The organism is Aeromonas sp. 95A (genome assembly GCF_051919235.1).
Taxonomy (GTDB): Bacteria; Pseudomonadota; Gammaproteobacteria; order Enterobacterales; family Aeromonadaceae; genus Aeromonas; species Aeromonas veronii.
The window spans coordinates 2,343,277-2,360,000 of the sequence record NZ_JBQBFC010000001.1 but is presented as its reverse complement, the minus strand read 5'-3'; the positions used below and the strand labels follow the sequence as shown (position 1 = coordinate 2,360,000).

General features: G+C 57.0%; 12 protein-coding genes, 6 tRNA genes and 2 rRNA genes (1 of these 20 running past the window's edge). 8 read left to right on the top strand and 12 right to left on the bottom strand.

What is annotated here, in order from left to right; translation table 11 throughout:
• Nucleotides 1-2,634: ribosomal RNA gene (locus ACTG2U_RS10600) — 23S ribosomal RNA — on the top strand; it begins 256 nt to the left of the window's first position.
• A 79-nt stretch (nt 2,635-2,713) separates the two neighbouring features.
• Nucleotides 2,714-2,828, top strand: a 5S ribosomal RNA gene (rrf, locus tag ACTG2U_RS10595).
• A 602-nt stretch (nt 2,829-3,430) separates the two neighbouring features.
• Here the strand turns inward: rrf and ACTG2U_RS10590 are convergent.
• Nucleotides 3,431-3,518, bottom strand: a tRNA-Ser gene (locus ACTG2U_RS10590).
• Nucleotides 3,519-3,715: 197 nt separating this feature from the next.
• Between ACTG2U_RS10590 and ACTG2U_RS10585 the strand changes: the two genes are divergently transcribed.
• A complete protein-coding gene (locus ACTG2U_RS10585; RefSeq protein WP_042084194.1) occupies nt 3,716-4,465 on the top strand; it encodes a DsbA family protein in 750 nt (249 codons plus the stop codon).
• 296 nt (nt 4,466-4,761) lie between these two features.
• Nucleotides 4,762-5,664, top strand: coding sequence for a sulfite exporter TauE/SafE family protein (locus tag ACTG2U_RS10580; RefSeq protein WP_167558248.1), 903 nt, complete (start codon nt 4,762-4,764; stop codon nt 5,662-5,664).
• On the opposite strand, the gene ACTG2U_RS10575 is transcribed toward ACTG2U_RS10580, so the two are convergent.
• The gene (locus tag ACTG2U_RS10575; RefSeq protein WP_335820810.1) at nt 5,579-6,394 is read right to left on the bottom strand and encodes a hypothetical protein; all 816 of its coding nucleotides are present in this window, start codon (nt 6,392-6,394) and stop codon (nt 5,579-5,581) included. The genes ACTG2U_RS10580 and ACTG2U_RS10575 overlap by 86 nt on opposite strands.
• 217 nt (nt 6,395-6,611) lie before the next feature.
• Nucleotides 6,612-7,898, bottom strand: a complete 1,287-nt coding sequence (gene hemL / locus ACTG2U_RS10570; protein ID WP_047438580.1) for a glutamate-1-semialdehyde 2,1-aminomutase — start codon at nt 7,896-7,898, stop codon at nt 6,612-6,614.
• A gap of 244 nt (nt 7,899-8,142) precedes the next feature.
• Here hemL and clcA point away from each other — a divergent pair, with 244 nt between their 5' ends.
• From clcA to erpA, 3 genes are all read left to right on the top strand, one after another.
• Nucleotides 8,143-9,531 (top strand): H(+)/Cl(-) exchange transporter ClcA, encoded by a 1,389-nt coding sequence (gene clcA / locus ACTG2U_RS10565; RefSeq protein ID WP_439974458.1) that lies wholly within the window; start codon nt 8,143-8,145, stop codon nt 9,529-9,531.
• A 91-nt stretch (nt 9,532-9,622) separates the two neighbouring features.
• Nucleotides 9,623-10,318 carry a DUF6776 family protein gene (locus ACTG2U_RS10560; protein WP_005343032.1) on the top strand — a complete coding sequence of 232 codons (696 nt, stop codon included), beginning with the start codon at nt 9,623-9,625 and terminating at the stop codon, nt 10,316-10,318.
• Nucleotides 10,319-10,405: 87 nt separating this feature from the next.
• On the top strand, nt 10,406-10,756 hold the full coding sequence (gene erpA / locus ACTG2U_RS10555) for an iron-sulfur cluster insertion protein ErpA (RefSeq protein ID WP_005340225.1): 351 nt from the start codon (nt 10,406-10,408) through the stop codon (nt 10,754-10,756).
• Nucleotides 10,757-10,895: 139 nt separating this feature from the next.
• Here the strand turns inward: erpA and nhaC are convergent, their stop codons facing one another.
• Nucleotides 10,896-12,305 (bottom strand): Na+/H+ antiporter NhaC, encoded by a 1,410-nt coding sequence (gene nhaC / locus ACTG2U_RS10550; protein ID WP_439974457.1) that lies wholly within the window; start codon nt 12,303-12,305, stop codon nt 10,896-10,898.
• 301 nt (nt 12,306-12,606) lie between these two features.
• On the opposite strand from nhaC, the gene ACTG2U_RS10545 reads away from it, so the two are divergent.
• Nucleotides 12,607-12,816, top strand: coding sequence for a hypothetical protein (locus tag ACTG2U_RS10545; protein WP_005343034.1), 210 nt, complete (start codon nt 12,607-12,609; stop codon nt 12,814-12,816).
• Here ACTG2U_RS10545 and ACTG2U_RS10540 read toward each other — a convergent pair.
• The 8 genes from ACTG2U_RS10540 to glgC all read right to left on the bottom strand — a co-directional run bounded on the left by ACTG2U_RS10540 (nt 12,811) and on the right by glgC (nt 16,632).
• Nucleotides 12,811-13,083, bottom strand: a complete 273-nt coding sequence (locus tag ACTG2U_RS10540) for a late competence development ComFB family protein (protein ID WP_005343036.1) — start codon at nt 13,081-13,083, stop codon at nt 12,811-12,813. The two genes, ACTG2U_RS10545 and ACTG2U_RS10540, sit on opposite strands and share 6 nt — an antisense overlap.
• A 109-nt stretch (nt 13,084-13,192) precedes the next feature.
• Nucleotides 13,193-13,278, bottom strand: a tRNA-Leu gene (locus ACTG2U_RS10535).
• Nucleotides 13,279-13,349: 71 nt separating this feature from the next.
• Nucleotides 13,350-13,435, bottom strand: a tRNA-Leu gene (locus ACTG2U_RS10530).
• 46 nt (nt 13,436-13,481) lie between these two features.
• Nucleotides 13,482-13,567, bottom strand: a tRNA-Leu gene (locus ACTG2U_RS10525).
• 44 nt (nt 13,568-13,611) lie between these two features.
• Nucleotides 13,612-13,697, bottom strand: a tRNA-Leu gene (locus ACTG2U_RS10520).
• Nucleotides 13,698-13,750: 53 nt separating this feature from the next.
• Nucleotides 13,751-13,836 (bottom strand) — tRNA-Leu (locus tag ACTG2U_RS10515).
• A 128-nt stretch (nt 13,837-13,964) separates the two neighbouring features.
• Nucleotides 13,965-15,425 carry a glycogen synthase GlgA gene (gene glgA / locus ACTG2U_RS10510; RefSeq protein WP_439974456.1) on the bottom strand — a complete coding sequence of 487 codons (1,461 nt, stop codon included), beginning with the start codon at nt 15,423-15,425 and terminating at the stop codon, nt 13,965-13,967.
• Nucleotides 15,415-16,632: a glucose-1-phosphate adenylyltransferase gene (gene glgC / locus ACTG2U_RS10505; protein WP_005357829.1), complete on the bottom strand. Its 1,218-nt coding sequence runs from the start codon at nt 16,630-16,632 to the stop codon at nt 15,415-15,417. The genes glgA and glgC overlap by 11 nt, the downstream gene beginning before the upstream one ends.
• Nucleotides 16,633-16,724: the final 92 nt, after the last annotated feature.

Here is a 16,724-nt window from a genome sequence, read left to right as displayed (position 1 = left end):
ACGGGGATTAGCCCTTAAGCATCTTGGAAGTTAGTGGAACGGTCCTGGAAAGGCCGGCGATACAGGGTGATAGCCCCGTACACGAAAACAACCTTGATGTGAAATCGAGTAGGGCGGGACACGTGACATCCTGTCTGAATATGGGGGGACCATCCTCCAAGGCTAAATACTCCTGACTGACCGATAGTGAACCAGTACCGTGAGGGAAAGGCGAAAAGAACCCCTGTGAGGGGAGTGAAATAGAACCTGAAACCGTGTACGTACAAGCAGTGGGAGCCCTTCGGGGTGACTGCGTACCTTTTGTATAATGGGTCAGCGACTTACATTTTGTAGCGAGGTTAACCGTATAGGGGAGCCGTAGGGAAACCGAGTCTTAACTGGGCGTCTAGTTGCAAGGTGTAGACCCGAAACCGGGTGATCTAGCCATGGGCAGGTTGAAGGTTGAGTAACATCAACTGGAGGACCGAACCCACTAACGTTGCAAAGTTAGGGGATGACCTGTGGCTGGGGGTGAAAGGCCAATCAAACTCGGAGATAGCTGGTTCTCCCCGAAAGCTATTTAGGTAGCGCCTCGGACGAATACTACTGGGGGTAGAGCACTGTTTGGGCTAGGGGGTCATCCCGACTTACCAACCCCATGCAAACTCCGAATACCAGTAAGTAATATCCGGGAGACACACGGCGGGTGCTAACGTCCGTCGTGAAGAGGGAAACAACCCAGACCGCCGGCTAAGGTCCCAAAGTTCTGGTTAAGTGGGAAACGATGTGGGAAGGCTCAGACAGCTAGGATGTTGGCTTAGAAGCAGCCATCATTTAAAGAAAGCGTAATAGCTCACTAGTCGAGTCGGCCTGCGCGGAAGATGTAACGGGGCTCAAACCAGGCACCGAAGCCGCGGATTCATACTTATGTATGAGTGGTAGGGGAGCGTTCTGTAAGTCTGCGAAGGTGTATCGAGAGGTATGCTGGAGATATCAGAAGTGCGAATGCTGACGTAAGTAACGATAAAGGGGGTGAAAAGCCTCCTCGCCGGAAGACCAAGGGTTCCTGTCCAACGTTAATCGGGGCAGGGTGAGTCGACCCCTAAGGCGAGGCCGAAAGGCGTAGTCGATGGGAAGCAGGTTAATATTCCTGCACGACTTGTAATTGCGATGGGGGGACGGAGAAGGTTAGGTGGGCCAGGCGACGGTTGTCCTGGTGAAAGTGCGTAGGTGGTGTTTCTAGGCAAATCCGGAGACACAACACTGAGACACGAGACGAACACACTACGGTGTGGAAGCCATTGATGCCCTGCTTCCAGGAAAAGCCTCTAAGCTTCAGATTACAAGTCATCGTACCCCAAACCGACACAGGTGGTCGGGTAGAGAATACCAAGGCGCTTGAGAGAACTCGGGTGAAGGAACTAGGCAAAATAGAACCGTAACTTCGGGAGAAGGTTCGCTCCTGACAGTGAAGTCCCTTGCGGATGGAGCAGTTGGGAGTCGCAGTGACCAGATGGCTGGGACTGTTTATCAAAAACACAGCACTCTGCAAACACGAAAGTGGACGTATAGGGTGTGACACCTGCCCGGTGCCGGAAGGTTAATTGATGGGGTTAGCGCAAGCGAAGCTCTTGATCGAAGCCCCGGTAAACGGCGGCCGTAACTATAACGGTCCTAAGGTAGCGAAATTCCTTGTCGGGTAAGTTCCGACCTGCACGAATGGTGTAACCATGGCCATGCTGTCTCCACCCGAGACTCAGTGAAATCGAATTCGCCGTGAAGATGCGGTGTACCCGCGGCTAGACGGAAAGACCCCGTGAACCTTTACTACAGCTTGGCACTGAACATTGAACCTACATGTGTAGGATAGGTGGGAGGCTTTGAAGGCGTGACGCCAGTTGCGCTGGAGCCGTCCTTGAAATACCACCCTTGTATGTTTGATGTTCTAACGCAGGGCCCTGAATCGGGCTCGCGGACAGTGCCTGGTGGGTAGTTTGACTGGGGCGGTCTCCTCCCAAAGAGTAACGGAGGAGCACGAAGGTTGGCTAATCCTGGTCGGACATCAGGAGGTTAGTGCAATGGCATAAGCCAGCTTAACTGCGAGACGGACAGGTCGAGCAGGTACGAAAGTAGGTCATAGTGATCCGGTGGTTCTGAATGGAAGGGCCATCGCTCAACGGATAAAAGGTACTCCGGGGATAACAGGCTGATACCGCCCAAGAGTTCATATCGACGGCGGTGTTTGGCACCTCGATGTCGGCTCATCACATCCTGGGGCTGAAGTCGGTCCCAAGGGTATGGCTGTTCGCCATTTAAAGTGGTACGCGAGCTGGGTTCAGAACGTCGTGAGACAGTTCGGTCCCTATCTGCCGTGGGCGTTGGATGATTGAAGGGAGTTGCTCCTAGTACGAGAGGACCGGAGTGAACGAACCTCTGGTGTTCGGGTTGTCACGCCAGTGGCACTGCCCGGTAGCTAAGTTCGGAATCGATAACCGCTGAAAGCATCTAAGCGGGAAGCGAGCCCTGAGATGAGTCATCCCTGACCCCTTGAGGGTCCTAAAGGGCCGTTGGAGACCACAACGTTGATAGGCGGGGTGTGTAAGTGCAGCGATGCATTGAGCTAACCCGTACTAATTACCCGTGAGGCTTAACCATACAACACCCAAGAAGTGTTTCTGGCCTTGTAGCGAATGAACGAATTACTTACGTCAGCTTTCCAAGATTGAAGAATTTGCCTGGCGGCCATAGCGCCGTGGAACCACCTGATCCCATGCCGAACTCAGAAGTGAAACGCGGTAGCGCCGATGGTAGTGTGGCATTCGCCATGCGAGAGTAGGACACTGCCAGGCACCAAATTTAAGAACCCCGCTCATCGAGCGGGGTTTTTTATTGACTGAAATTCAGTAATTCGTCTGATAATTGACCCATCTGATCTATTCTCCTCTGTTCTTATTGTTACTCTTCGCTGTTTTCTGGTTCCACAAATAGCCTGATGTTCCGCTTGGTACTCTTTCTTCGCTGAACCGCTGTCGCTTTGTTCGGTGGCTCTGGTGCCGCCATAACCCGTGAATCCTATGATCGCCTATACGTCGTGATCTCTTGCTTGGGATCTCTACTTCCTGAGTTAGCTGCTCCCTCTTTTTAAGCCGCAACCCCATCGTCCCTGCTTTTCTATTATTCCGAAGAGGGGTTATTGGCGGTACCAACATGCTGGAGCCGTGGTCGCTGCGTTGGGTCGTTGTTGTTTGGGGCAATAAGGAAATGGGAAGGGATGCTCGCAGGAACGCAGAGGTTCGAGGTTGATGGGGGATTTTCTGGTAGTTATTGAGCCTGCAGGAGTGAAGATTAAGGAGGGTGATGAAGGAGGCTGATTTGCTGAGTGCTATGGGGAGTGGCAAGTCGTAGGCAAATAAAAAGCCCATGCAACATGGTTGCATGGGCTCGGTATGAATGGCGGAGGAGGTGGGATTTGAACCCACGGATGGTCGCCCATCGCCGGTTTTCAAGACCGGTGCATTCAGCCGCTCTGCCACCCCTCCGCAGCAGTGCGGCGAATATTACCATGCTGATCCGGCTTGTAAATCCCCGTCCGGTTCGATTGCTGGTTAATTGCGCTAAATGACATGAAAAAGTGGCAATCAGAGCGTATCAAGCGCTTTTTTGGCCAGATAACTTGACTTGAAAACAGACTCAACCACTATAGTGGCCTCTATCATATCCTCTGCAAGATAACGTTATGACTATTAAAAATGCCCTGTTTTGCGCGCTGGCTGGTGTGACCCTGCTGGCGACGCCGGTACATGCAAGCGAGCTGACCAAAAGCGATGTCGAACAAATCGTTCGCGACTATCTGGTCAAGAACCCCGAGATCCTGGTCGAGATGTCCAATGCCCTGCGTGCCAAGCAGGAGAGCCAGCAGGCCGAGAGTGACAAGGCGCTGATCAAGGCTCACTCCAAGCAGCTTTATGCCAATCAGGATCCCGAGATGGGGAATCCGAAGGCGTCGCTGACCATTGTGGAGTTTTTCGATTACAACTGCGGTTACTGCAAGCGGGCCCATCCGCTGGTCAAGCAGCTGATGGCGGAAGACAAAGACATCCGTTACATCTACAAGCAGTTCCCCATTCTGAGCGAGTCCTCCTACTTCGCAGCCCGTGCTGCGCTGGCGGTCCAGCTGGGTCAGCCTGACAAGTACCAGGCGTTCCACGAGAAGCTCTATACCCATCAGGGCCCGCTCGCTGATGAAGCACAGGTCAAGCAGTTGGCTGTGGCGGCCGGCGTTGACTGGAGCAAGGTGGAGGCCAAGATTAAGGATGGTAGTATTGACCAGAACCTCGGTACCAACCGTGCGCTGGCTGAAGCGCTCGGTATCTCCGGTACCCCGGCCTTCATCATCGGTGATCAGATCCTGCGCGGTGCCCCCCGTGATCTGGCCAGCCTGAAGGGGTTTATCAAGGACGTGCGTGCCGGCAAGAGCATTCAATAAGCAGTTGTCATGGTCGAGGGCCCAGCGCCCCGGCCAGATACAGAAAGAGGGTCGGTATCACTACCGGCCCTCTTTTTTATTATGTCCTTTGGCACAAGTGGTCGTCGCGAAAGGACCATAACAACGTGCTCAGGACCCGGCCTGTTGGCCTCAGTAACAAGTATTAGCAGAGTCGTTCGGAGTCTATTGATAAATATTTCGCCTCGCAGAGGCGTGTCGTGAGCATTGCTTAATTCCGGTCAAGATTTTTTCTGCTGCTTGCCTTAGAATCGCCGCCCGTTGCAGGAGAAACCCCTATGTTAGTTGATATTTTACGGCTGGTTTTTATAGCCGGAGGCCTCGTATTCATCTTTATGCTGGTGCAAGCCTGCTGGCGGAAGAAGCAGAGTGGAGCCTTTGAGGCGACCCCCTTCTGGCCGGTGGCGTTGATCGGTGGGGTTGCCAACTTTCTCGATACTCTGGGGGTGGGCAGCTTTGCGGTAAAGACCGCCTGTTACAAGCAGTTCAAGCTGATCGATGATCGGGTGCTGCCGGGTACCCTAAATGGGCAGTGCGTGCTGCCGACCGTGACTCAGTCGCTGATCTTCGTCGGCGCAGTAGCGGTGGAGCCGTTGACGCTGATCAGCATGATGATGGCTGCCGCAGCGGGCGCAGCCTGGGGGGCTCGCCATGTGGCCTCGTTTGATCGGCAGACCATCCGGTTGGTGATGGCTATCTCCTTACTGGTCGTTGCAGGACTTATCTTTGCCGGTCTGCTGGGGCTTTTCCCTGTAGGCGGCGATGCGATGGGGCTCAGCGGCTACAAGCTGGCGATCGCCCTGCTTGGCAATTTCATCTTCGGAGTGCTGATGAATGTCGGTATCGGCCTGTTTGCTCCCTGCATGACGCTGGTTTATCTGCTGGGGATGAATCCGCTGGCAGCGTTTCCCATCATGATGGGCTCCACCGCCGTGCTTAGCGTTTTCTCCGCAGGCACCTTTATCCGCAAAGGGGCATTCGATGCCAAGGCGGTGCTGGCGGTAGCCATCTTTGGCCCCATCGGTGTGGTGCTGGCAGCCATGCTGGTCAAATCCATGGATATGGAGATGCTGAAGTGGCTGGTTGCTTTTATCGTCATCTATACCTCCTGGACCATGTACGCCTCCTGGCGGGCGGCGCGTCGCTCCCCTGTGCAACTGACGGTGGAGAGCGCAGGTTAGCCTGTACCAGTGCCGCTTCGGCCTTGGCCCCCAGAAAGACATAGAGGCCAAGCGCCAGCAGCAAACCCACCGCACACCCCATCACTCCGACCGCTGGCCAGAGCAGCTCGCTCTGGCCGAGCGAGCCTTTGAACAGCAGCAACAGCCCCTCGATGGAGACCGCGATCAGTATGGCGGCGATAAAGCGGGTGATGGTGCGGCGAATGGCGCTGTGGCGGAAGATATCCTTATGCAGCAGTACCTCCTCTTCCAGAATGGTCTTGCCCAGATCGAACACCGCCAGTGCCAGCGTCAGGAAGATGATGGCGCTAAAGGCGCCGAGCTGGTTCTGCTGCTCGCCGCACAATAGCTGGTAGAGCTGCTCCAGCCCGTGCCAGATGAGCGTCGCGACGATGAGAAACAGCGCCATGCTGAGCACCACATAGACCATCTTGAACCAGGGCATGGCGCGGCGGCGCTCCCTGTCTCCCATCAACCAGCCAATCAGCTGATTCAGACAGACGGTGATCTCCCGCCCTTGCCCCTGCACAATAAGGTGCAGCCGGTTATGGGCGGCCGGTGCCGCAGGCTGGATGCACATCGGCCCCTGATAGTGGTCAATGCTGACCACAAAGGGATACCCCTTGAGCGAGGCAAGGGGAGCGCTGAGCAGCCCCTGCAGTAGCGGGGTCAGCTCCTCCTGATACTCCTGATAGCGCCGCAGCACATCGATGGGGCTCATCTCTGCCATATGGACCTCGGTGACGTGGGCTCTTGTGGTGAATGTGCAAATAGTGGGCCTGCTTTATGACAGGGATGGCGGGGTAAGTTGCACCAGAGAATGACAAATCGGTGGATGACGAGGGGGTAATGCACCAGAAATGGGCGTATTGCCGCCCTGTGTGGTGATGGAGTCTCTGTAATAGAAAAGGGCCCATGACGGGCCCTTTGCGACAACCAGCGGCGATTTAGCCAGCCAGCTTGGCGAAGCTGCGTTCGGCGGCGGCCAGAGTGTGTTCAATCTCCTTGTCGCCGTGAGCCAGCGACAGGAAGCCTGCCTCGTAGGCGCTCGGCGCCAGATAGACGCCCTCTTCCAGCATTAGATGGTAGAAGCGCTTGAAGCGTTCCATATCGCAGCGAGTGACCTGCTCGTAGCGGGTGATTTCGTTCTCTTCGGTGAAGAAGAAGCCGAACATGCCGCCCACATAGTTGATGGCGAGCGGGATGCCGTGTTTGGCGGCGGCCGCTTTCAGCCCTTCTGCAACCTGCGCAGTCTTGGCGCTCAGCTGCTCATAGAGGCCCGGCTCCAGCAGCAGATCCAGCATGGTCAGACCGGCTGCCATAGCCACCGGGTTGCCGGAGAGAGTACCCGCCTGATAGACAGGGCCGGTCGGTGCGATGTGCTGCATCACCTTCTTCTTGCCACCGAAGGCGCCCACCGGCATGCCGGCACCGATGATCTTGCCAAGAGTGGTGAGATCCGGGTCGATGTTGTAGTGACCCTGAGCACCGCGCAGAGAGACGCGGAAGCCGGTCATTACTTCGTCCAGGATCAGCAGGGCGCCGAACTCGTCACAGATGGCGCGCAGCCCTTCCAGGAAGCCGGGCACCGGCGGGATGCAGTTCATGTTGCCAGCGACCGGCTCGACGATGATGCAAGCGATCTCGCTGCCGTACTGGGTGAAGGCTTCGCGTACCGACTCCAGATCGTTGAACACGCAGGTGAGAGTGTGTTTGGCGAAATCGGCCGGAACGCCCGGGCTGTTGGGTTGACCCAGGGTCAGGGCGCCGGAACCTGCCTTGACCAGCAGGGAGTCGGCGTGGCCGTGGTAGCAACCCTCGAATTTGACGATCTTGTCGCGGCCGGTGTAGCCACGGGCCAGACGAATGGCGCTCATGGTGGCTTCGGTGCCGGAGTTCACCATCCGCACCTGCTCCATGGAGGGGACGATCTGGCGGACTTTCTCGGCCATCAGCACTTCGATCTCGGTCGGCGCACCGTAGCTTAGCCCTTTCTCAACGGCCTTGATGACGGCGGCCTTGATGGCTGGGTGGTTGTGACCCAGCAGCATGGGGCCCCAGGAGCCGATGTAATCCACGTAGGCCTGACCATCCACATCATAGAGATAGGCGCCATCGGCGTGATCGATGAAGCGGGGCGTGCCGCCGACCCCATTGAAGGCGCGGACCGGTGAGTTGACGCCACCCGGAATGGTCTGGCGGGCCTGTTCAAACAGCTGATCTGATTTTGACATGGATCATCCTTAATGGGATTTTGGTCGTCACACAAGGGATTGCAGCCGATTGAGACTCGGCAGGCCGGAGCATCAGGAGTATGCTTTGCGCTCTCGCCACCCGGACTCTCGGTCTGCTCCCGTGACAAAAATTTAACGGGCCGACTATAGCAGAAAGCCCCAGCCCTGGGCAGCCGAGCAACGCGCCGGGTGATCCTGATCTCAGCTAGCTGACGATATGGTTTTTCCAAGTTGGTGTAACAAGATGGCGCAACAAGCTCTCTCCTCTGAACCCGAAACCGCTTCGCGGGGGCCGCTTTCCCGCATTATCCGGCAAGACAAGATGCCCTTGCTGGTGTTGCTGCTGGCTGCGCTGGTCGGTACCCTGGCTGGACTGGTGTGCGGCCTGTTCGAATCAGGTGTCCACTGGCTGGCAGAACAACGTATCGCCTTGCTGGCCGACCGTCCCTGGTGGCAGCTCGGTCTGCTCGGCTTTGGCTTCAGCGCCTTGTTGGGATTTGTCGGCTACTTCCTCACTCATACCTTTGCCCCGGAAGCGGGGGGCTCCGGCATTCCCGAGATCGAGGGGGCGATGGACGATCTGCGCCCGGTGCGGTGGTGGCGGGTGTTGCCGGTCAAGTTCTTCGGTGGCATCTGCACCCTGAGCTCCGGCATGGTGCTGGGGAGGGAGGGGCCCTCGGTGCAGATCGGTGGCAACCTTGGCAAGATGGTGGCGGATATCTTCCGGCTACCCAAGGAGCATGGTCACGCCCTGCTGGCCGCCGGTGCGGCGGGCGGTCTGGCGGCAGCCTTCAATGCGCCGCTGGCGGGCATCCTGTTCGTGATGGAGGAGATGCGGCCGCAGTTTCGCTACTCCTTTCTGGCCATCAAGGCGGTGGGGATCTCCGCCATAATGGCGACCCTGATGCTGCAGAACATGAAAGGGCAGGGGGCGGTGATCACTCTACCCCACTACGATGCGCCAGCCCTCAAGGCGCTCTGGCTGTTCCTCTTTATGGGGGCCACCTTCGGGGTGCTCGGTTTTGTCTTCAACAAGCTGGTGCTGGCCTGTCAGGATGGCTATCTGGCGTTGCATCAGAACAAGCGCCACCGTTTCGTGGCCATCGGCATGCTGGTCGCCGGAACGTTTGGTGTGCTGTCGTTGTTTGCCCCCTCGGTGACGGGCGGCGGCATCGAGCTTATTCCTCATCTGATGGGGGATGAGTATGCGATGGCGACCCTGTTCCTCATCTTCTCGGTGCGGCTGGTTGCGACCCTCATCTGCTTCTGCTCCGGTGCCCCGGGCGGGGTGTTTGCGCCGACCCTGGCGTTGGGCACCCTGTTTGGCGTGGTGTTTGGCCATCTGTTTCATGCGGCGTTTCCGGAGCTTGGCATCGAGCCCGGCGCCTTTGCCATCGCCGGAATGGGGGCGCTGTTTGCTGCCACCGTGCGTGCCCCCATTACCGGTATCGTCTTGGTCACCGAGATGACCGACAACTATCAGCTGATCCTGCCGATGATGATTACCACAGTGGGAGCCACCCTTGTGGCGCAAGCGCTGGGCGGTCGTCCCATCTATTCTCAGATCCTTGAGCGAACTTTACGGCTCGCCGCGCGTCAAAAGCGAGGTGATGGCAGCGCCACGGCCAGTTAATTTTTCCCTTTATCGCCAGTGACCCCGGTCAGGGCGGTATAGTGAAGGGAGAGGCGCTGCCGTAAATGGCGTGATAACGGGATGAGGGGCTATGTCCAATCTATTGAAGTTATTGGTCGTGTTAGCCGTTGGCGGGCTCATCGGTTACTTTGTCGGGAACCGTCAGGAGCTGGCCCAGAGCAGTCTGTTGGTGGTACAGCAGGAGACGCTGGATCGTCAGGGCAAGGCCATCGGCCAGCTCAAGACCGAATTGGGGGTGAAAGATACCCAGTTGGCGACCCAGAAAGCGGCCTTCGAGCAGTTGCAGACCACCCTGAAGAGTCAGGAGGCGCAGGTGCAGGAGCTCAAGCGTCAGCTGGCCTTTTTCGAGCGGATCATGCGCCCCACCGGCGAACAGGTGGGGGTGGTGATCGATAACCTGACCCTGCAGGAGACCAGCATTCCCGGTCGTTACCACTACCGTCTAGCCCTGACCCAGCCCGCCAAAAAGCGGGAGCTGTTCCGTGGTCAGGTGCAGATCCGGGTTGAGGGGAGCCTGGCCGACAAGCCGAAGACGCTGACCGGTCGCGATCTCGGAATGAAGGTGAGCGAGTGGCGTTATGCCCTGCGTTATTTCCAGCTGCTAGAAGGGAATTGGCAGTTGCCGGAAGGCTTTGTGCCGGATCGGATCCGTGTCACCATCAACAAGGATGGCAGGCAACCGGCGCAAGAGCTGCTGGTTGAGTGGGGCGAGGTGATCAAGCCGCTGGTCGCCGCACCGCCAGCTCCGGTTCCCGCTGCCGGTTAAACGTGGTGAATACTTGAACTGAATGGTCGGGTATTGGATAATTTCGCGGTTTCCATGTTTGTGGATCTAATGGTTGTGAGGTCAGTAATGAGTGCAGTAGCAGAAGCTCCGCTGCCCATCCAGATGACGGATGCGGCGGCCAACAAGGTGAAGAACCTGATCACCGAGGAAGAGAATCCCGAGCTGAAGCTGCGGGTATACATCACGGGTGGGGGCTGCTCCGGTTTCCAGTATGGCTTTACCTTTGATGAGAAGATCAACGACGGGGACACCGTAGTCGAGAAGAATGGCGTCACCATGGTGATCGATCCCATGAGCCTGCAATATCTGGTAGGCGGCAGTGTGGATTACACCGAGGGTCTGGAAGGTTCACGCTTCACCGTGACCAACCCCAATGCCACCACGACCTGTGGCTGTGGCTCCAGCTTCTCCATCTGATCGGCATTATCGGTCTGATGAAACGGCTCTCGGCAACGAGGGCTGTTTTTGTTTGGGGGGCTCTGGGATGACGGTAAAACAGCATCCCCCCTGAAACAACAAAGGCGCCTTGGTGGCGCCTTTGTTGTTTCAGGATGGCTTAGCGGGAGCTTGCCGCCGCGACCAGCGGGATCCGGTTCACTGCCTTGCCCATGTAGGCGAGGGTGATGGTCACAATGATGCAGGTGAAGCTCAGCCACATGTAGGGCAGGTAGTCGAGGGTTGCCACCCCCAGAACCCCGGCCATGAAGATGCCGTTGTCGCTCCAGGGCACCATGCCGCAGGTGAGGGTGCCGCCAAACTCGGCGTTGCGAGAGAGGTTCTTGCGCGCCAGTCCCAGTCGGTCGTAGTTCTTGGCCATGATCTTGGGGGTCAGGATCAGCGACACATACATGGCCGAGCCAAACACGTTGGCCAGAAACGCGGTGCCGATGGTGTGGCTGGTCAGGCTGCCGACGCTATTGATGCGCTTCTCGAAGGCGCTGGCGATCACTTCCAGAATACCGACCTTCTCCAGCAGGCCACCAAACCCGAGACCGAAGATGATGACCGCGACCGAGCCCAGCATGGACTCCATGCCACCGCGACCGAGAATGTTGTCGATAAAGTCGATGCCGGAGGTGATGGCAAACGGACTATAAGCCGAGTGCATCGCCTTGACCGGATCCATGTCCTGGAAGGCGATGGCCCAGATCAGGCCCAGCAGGGCGCCGAAGCTGATCACCGGGAAGGCGGGCTTGCGATTTGCCAGCAGGCCCAGTACCAGCACCACCGGCACTATGGCCAGCGGGGTGATATTGAACTGGTTGTCGAGAGCCTCCATCACCAGATTGACCTGCTCCAGGCTGACATTACCCGAATACTGCATACCCACCACGGTGAACAGCACGGCGGTGATGACATAGGAGAGCAGGCTGATAGGCAGCATCCCCTTGATATGCTCCACCACGTCGACGTTGGACATGGTCGAAGCCAGCACTACTGAGTCGGAGAGCGGAGAGAGCTTGTCACCGAAGTAGACGCCGGAGAGCACGGCACCGGCTACCAGCGGCGCAGGCACGCAGAGGCTGTGGCCGATCCCCATCATGGCGATGCCGGCCGTGGCAGCAGAGCCCCAGGAGGTGCCGGTGGCCAGCGAGGTCAGGGAGCAGATGATCAGGGTTGCCAGCAGGAAGATGGACGGATGGATCACCTTGAGGCCGAAATAGATGATGCTGGGAACTATGCCGCCGGCAATCCAGGTGCCGACCAGGGCACCGACGGAGACCAGGATCAGGATGGCCCCCATTCCCTTGGCAACGCCGTCAACGGCAGCCTGCTCCAGGGATTTGTAATCGTGGCCGAGTTTGATGCCAAGCCCCATGATGACGAACCAGGCGATGAACAGTGCCAGCTGGATCGGCAGATCGAGCACGCTGGTGAACGAGAATGCCAGGGCCAGGAAAATGGCCAGACAGGCAAACACCTGTGCCATGCCCGGTAGTCGGATGTGGTTTTGTTGGTTTTGCATAGATACTTCCTAAACTCTTGCTCGCCAAGGTCACTCCCTCTCGTCCTGTGGATACATCGATCCCGAGGAGGTAACCCAAAAAGAGGCCGCAATCTACCACAAACCCGGCGGGTTAAAGCCCCATCAAATTGGCAAAAATGCACATTTGATTGAAAAAATCACAAATTAGTTGATCTCATAACCCGTTTTTGAGCGGCCTGTTGACACAAAGGGTCACATACGAAGCTTGCCTGTGACGCCACTTGCATCCCCAATAGATGCAGATGATAATTATTATCAATTGTTGGTTGGGGAGAAAACAATGCGCTGGATATTGCGGGGTATGATGTTGCTGGTGGCGGTGGCCGTACTCGCATGGGGTCAGGATAAAGAGTACGGCACCTGGAGTGTAGGTTTTCTGCTGGCTGCCTGGGTGATGCTGGAGCCCGGATTGCGGCCCGCCTTGATCTTGCTGCCAGTGGCCGGGTTGACCGGTATCGTCACCCTGCTCTGGCAGCAGCCCTGGTTATGAGCTTTTGACGGGAGCCTGCTTGATCTTCTGCTGTGCCACCTTGAGCGATTCGACCACCAGTTTCTCCATTTCGGTACGCTTGGCGTCGGTCAGGAAGTAGATCATGTCGACATTGTGGCGAATATAGTGGGCCGGAAGCTGGTTGAGGGTAAGGCAGCAGAGGTCGGCCATCTGATCGCTGTTGAGCTTTTGCTGCAGCCCCTGTTTCTCAATCTCCTTGAGCACCAGATGTTCGTAAAAGTTGTGAATGTCGGTATCCAGTATCATATGCGTTCCTTGGCATGACGATGAGCGGGGAGTCGTCAAAAGCATAGCCATAACAAGGAGTAAAAACAAAAGGCCCATCACTTTCGTGATGGGCCTTTTGCGTAATGAATGGTGCGAAGAGAGGGACTCGAACCCTCACATCCGTGGGACACTAACACCTGAAGCTAGCGCGTCTACCAATTCCGCCACCTTCGCACACTGATTTTCTCCAGCTGGTTTTTAAATGCGGTTGGAGCGCATTGCTCTGTTTTTACATGTCAGAAGCATGGTGCGAAGAGAGGGACTCGAACCCTCACACCCGGGGGGCACTAACACCTGAAGCTAGCGCGTCTACCAATTCCGCCACCTTCGCACATTCGGGTTTCCAGTCTGGATTTACATGCTGTCTGGATAAAGCATGGTGCGAAGAGAGGGACTCGAACCCTCACATCCGTGGGACACTAACACCTGAAGCTAGCGCGTCTACCAATTCCGCCACCTTCGCACATTGTGTTACCAGTTTTGATTTACATGCTGTCTGGAGAAGCATGGTGCGAAGAGAGGGACTCGAACCCTCACACCCGGGGGGCACTAACACCTGAAGCTAGCGCGTCTACCAATTCCGCCACCTTCGCACATTCGGGTTTTCTAGTTGGATTTACATGCTGCTGAATCAGCATGGCAGTATTGGTGCGAAGAGAGGGACTCGAACCCTCACATCCGTGGGACACTAACACCTGAAGCTAGCGCGTCTACCAATTCCGCCACCTTCGCATCACTGCGGAGGGGGATTCTATAGAGTTTTGGGGGAGCGTCAACAGCCAAAGGGGACTTTTTTCGCTGTTGACGCCCAAAGTGGCGCCAAGGGTACAAAACTTCAGCAATTAGCCGACGTCTGGCATTCAGTAACGGCCCAATGCGTTCTGATACATCCGTTCATACTGGGTGACTGAGTCAGGCCAGTTGAAGCGGGTGCTCATGGCATTGCGCTGCACCTTGGCAAAATGCTCTTTGTCCTGCAGGAAATAGAGCAGGCTGCGGCGCATGGTATCGAGCAGGATGGCGGCAGTCGGATCGTTAAAACAGAAGCCGGTGGCATGCTCGGGATCGGCATCCCAATCCACCACGGTATCTTTCAGACCACCCACGGCGCGCACCAGTGGCAGGGTGCCATAGGCGAGACTGTACATCTGGTTGAGGCCGCAAGGCTCGAACAGAGAGGGCATCAGGAAGAAGTCGGCACCGGCTTCGACCAGATGAGCCAGTCGATCGTCATAGGTGTTGATGAAGGCGAGCTTGCCCGGATAATCCCGGGCCATGGTTTGCAGTTGCGTGGCGAGCGCAGGATCGCCAGAGCCGACGATCACCACTTGTACCTGATGGTGGAGGAATTTCTCCAGCGCAGGGAGCAGCAGGGGAACGCCCTTTTGCTCGGTCAGGCGGCAAACCATGCCGTAGATGGGCAAGTCCGCCACGGCCAGCCCCGCTTCCTGTTGCAGGCACTCTTTGCAGATCTGTTTGCCAGCCATGTTGTCGATGCTGTAGGTCGCAGGCAGGAATTCGTCGAACTCCGGATCCCAGTCCTTGTAGTCGCAGCCGTTGAGGATGCCGCAGAGATCGGCCGCCCGTTGCTGGAAGATATGCGCCATTCCGTGGGCGCCAAGGTGAGTCAGCAGCTCCTGGGCATAGTTGGGGCTGACCGCATTGATCTTGTCGGCGTAGAGCACCCCGCATTTGAGCAGATTGACGTGGCCGTAGTCGTAGTTGATGCGGCGTTCGTAGTCGGCGATCTCGGGCATGGCCCAGAACTGCTCGCGGCCAAACACCCCCTGAAACGCCGCGTTGTGAATGCTGATCACGCTGCGGGTCTGCTGGAAGAAGGGGTTGTGGGCGTGGCGGGTTTTTAGCAGCAGTGGCAGCAGGCCGGTGTGCCAGTCATTGCAGTGGGCGATATCCGGAGCAAAGCCAAGCTGCTCGCAGGCATGGAGGGCTGCGGCCGAGAAGAAGGCAAAGCGCTCTCCATTATCCGGATAGGCCTGATTGTTCTCGGCGTAGAGCTGGGGACGATCGAAATATTGCGGGCAGTCGAGCAGATAGACGCAGACGCCATCCAGCTCCATCTGGTAGATGCGATAACCGATATCCGGCAGCCCGGGGTGGGTTGGCAGCCAGCGTGACGCCACCAGTCTGGCCTCATCCCGTCGCTTTATCGTCTTGTAGAAGGGCAGCATGATCCTGACATCATGTCCCTTCTGGGCCAGGTACATCGGCAGGGCTCTGGCGACATCGGCCAGGCCCCCGGTCTTGACCAGCCCCTCAACTTCCGAGGCAACAAACAGGATTTTCAGTGGGTTAATAGCCAACTCTTGCTCCCTTAGGTACCACCACGATACCGCCTTCGGATACGGTAAATCGCTCTCTATCGTGGTCCAGATTTTCACCGATAACGGTGCCTGGCGCAATTTCAACGTTTTTATCAATGATGGCGCGCCGGATGGAGCACCCTTCACCAATCTTCACATCCCCCAGCAGCACGGATTCACTGATATGGCTGCACGCACCGATATTGCAGCGGAAACCGAGGATGGATCGCTGGATCTGGCTGCCCTGAATGAAGCAACCGGCGGAGATCAGGGAGTTGGCGATCTTCACCTTGCACTCGTCGCTGTCGATGAAGGTAGCAGGCGGCAGCGCCGGATAGTGGGTGTGCAGGGGCCACTTGCGGTTATAGAGGGAGAAGGGGGGGTTGTCGGCCACCAGGTCCATGTGCGCTTGCCAATAAGAGTCGAGGGTGCCCACATCCCGCCAGTAGACGTGCGGTTTCTCGCCGGGGATGACGTTGGTGCTGTAGTCATAGACATAGACGGGGGCGCGCGGGTAGAGGCTCGGGATCACATCCTTGCCAAAGTCGTGGCTGGAGTTCTCCTCCGCGGCATCCCGTTTTAACTCGCGGCAGAGCGCTTCGGTCTCGAAGATGTAGTTGCCCATGGAGACCAGCGCTTGGGTGGGATCACCGGGAATGTGTTTCGGCTGTTTCGGTTTCTCCTGAAATCCGATCATCCGCCCTTCGGTATCGACCTCGATCACCCCGAAGGCGCTCGCCTCTTCGATGGGCATGCGAAGTGCCGCGACCGTCATGGCGGCGTTCTTCTGCTTGTGGAAGGTGACCATCTGGCTCACATCCATCTTGTAGATGTGGTCGGAGCCGAAGATGCAGACGTGATCCGGTTCGGCCCGCTCGATAAAGCCGAGGTTTTGGTAAATGGCATCGGCGGTGCCGTCATACCAGCGTTTGCCCATTCGCATCTGGGCCGGGATGGGATCGATAAAGCGGTCGGTGATGCCGACGATATTCCACCCCTTCTTCATGTGCAGGTAGAGGGACTGTGATTTGAATTGGGTCAGTACATAGATGCGCAGAAAGTCGGCGTTGACGAAGTTGTTGAGGACAAAGTCGATCAGCCGGTAGCTGCCACCGAAGGGGACGGAAGGCTTGCTGCGGGTGGTGGTCAGAGGCTGCAAGCGAGTACCTTCGCCACCAGCCAGGATCATGGTCAAAATGCCTGCCATCGTATTTCTCTCCCTGAATTAACAACATGAAAAGGTTTTCAATGTTCGGTATAAAAACACCCCTAAAGGGGTGGTTTTTATCGTGTGCTTAA

Coding starts and splice junctions, on each gene's coding strand:
- ACTG2U_RS10585 (WP_042084194.1), top strand. CDS start 3,716: ATGACTATTAAAAATGCCCTGTTTTGCGCGCTGGCTGGTGTGACCCTG.
- ACTG2U_RS10580 (WP_167558248.1), top strand. CDS start 4,762: ATGTTAGTTGATATTTTACGGCTGGTTTTTATAGCCGGAGGCCTCGTA.
- ACTG2U_RS10575 (WP_335820810.1), bottom strand. CDS start 6,394: ATGGCAGAGATGAGCCCCATCGATGTGCTGCGGCGCTATCAGGAGTAT.
- hemL (WP_047438580.1), bottom strand. CDS start 7,898: ATGTCAAAATCAGATCAGCTGTTTGAACAGGCCCGCCAGACCATTCCG.
- clcA (WP_439974458.1), top strand. CDS start 8,143: ATGGCGCAACAAGCTCTCTCCTCTGAACCCGAAACCGCTTCGCGGGGG.
- ACTG2U_RS10560 (WP_005343032.1), top strand. CDS start 9,623: ATGTCCAATCTATTGAAGTTATTGGTCGTGTTAGCCGTTGGCGGGCTC.
- erpA (WP_005340225.1), top strand. CDS start 10,406: ATGAGTGCAGTAGCAGAAGCTCCGCTGCCCATCCAGATGACGGATGCG.
- nhaC (WP_439974457.1), bottom strand. CDS start 12,305: ATGCAAAACCAACAAAACCACATCCGACTACCGGGCATGGCACAGGTG.
- ACTG2U_RS10545 (WP_005343034.1), top strand. CDS start 12,607: ATGCGCTGGATATTGCGGGGTATGATGTTGCTGGTGGCGGTGGCCGTA.
- ACTG2U_RS10540 (WP_005343036.1), bottom strand. CDS start 13,083: ATGATACTGGATACCGACATTCACAACTTTTACGAACATCTGGTGCTC.
- glgC (WP_005357829.1), bottom strand. CDS start 16,632: ATGGCAGGCATTTTGACCATGATCCTGGCTGGTGGCGAAGGTACTCGC.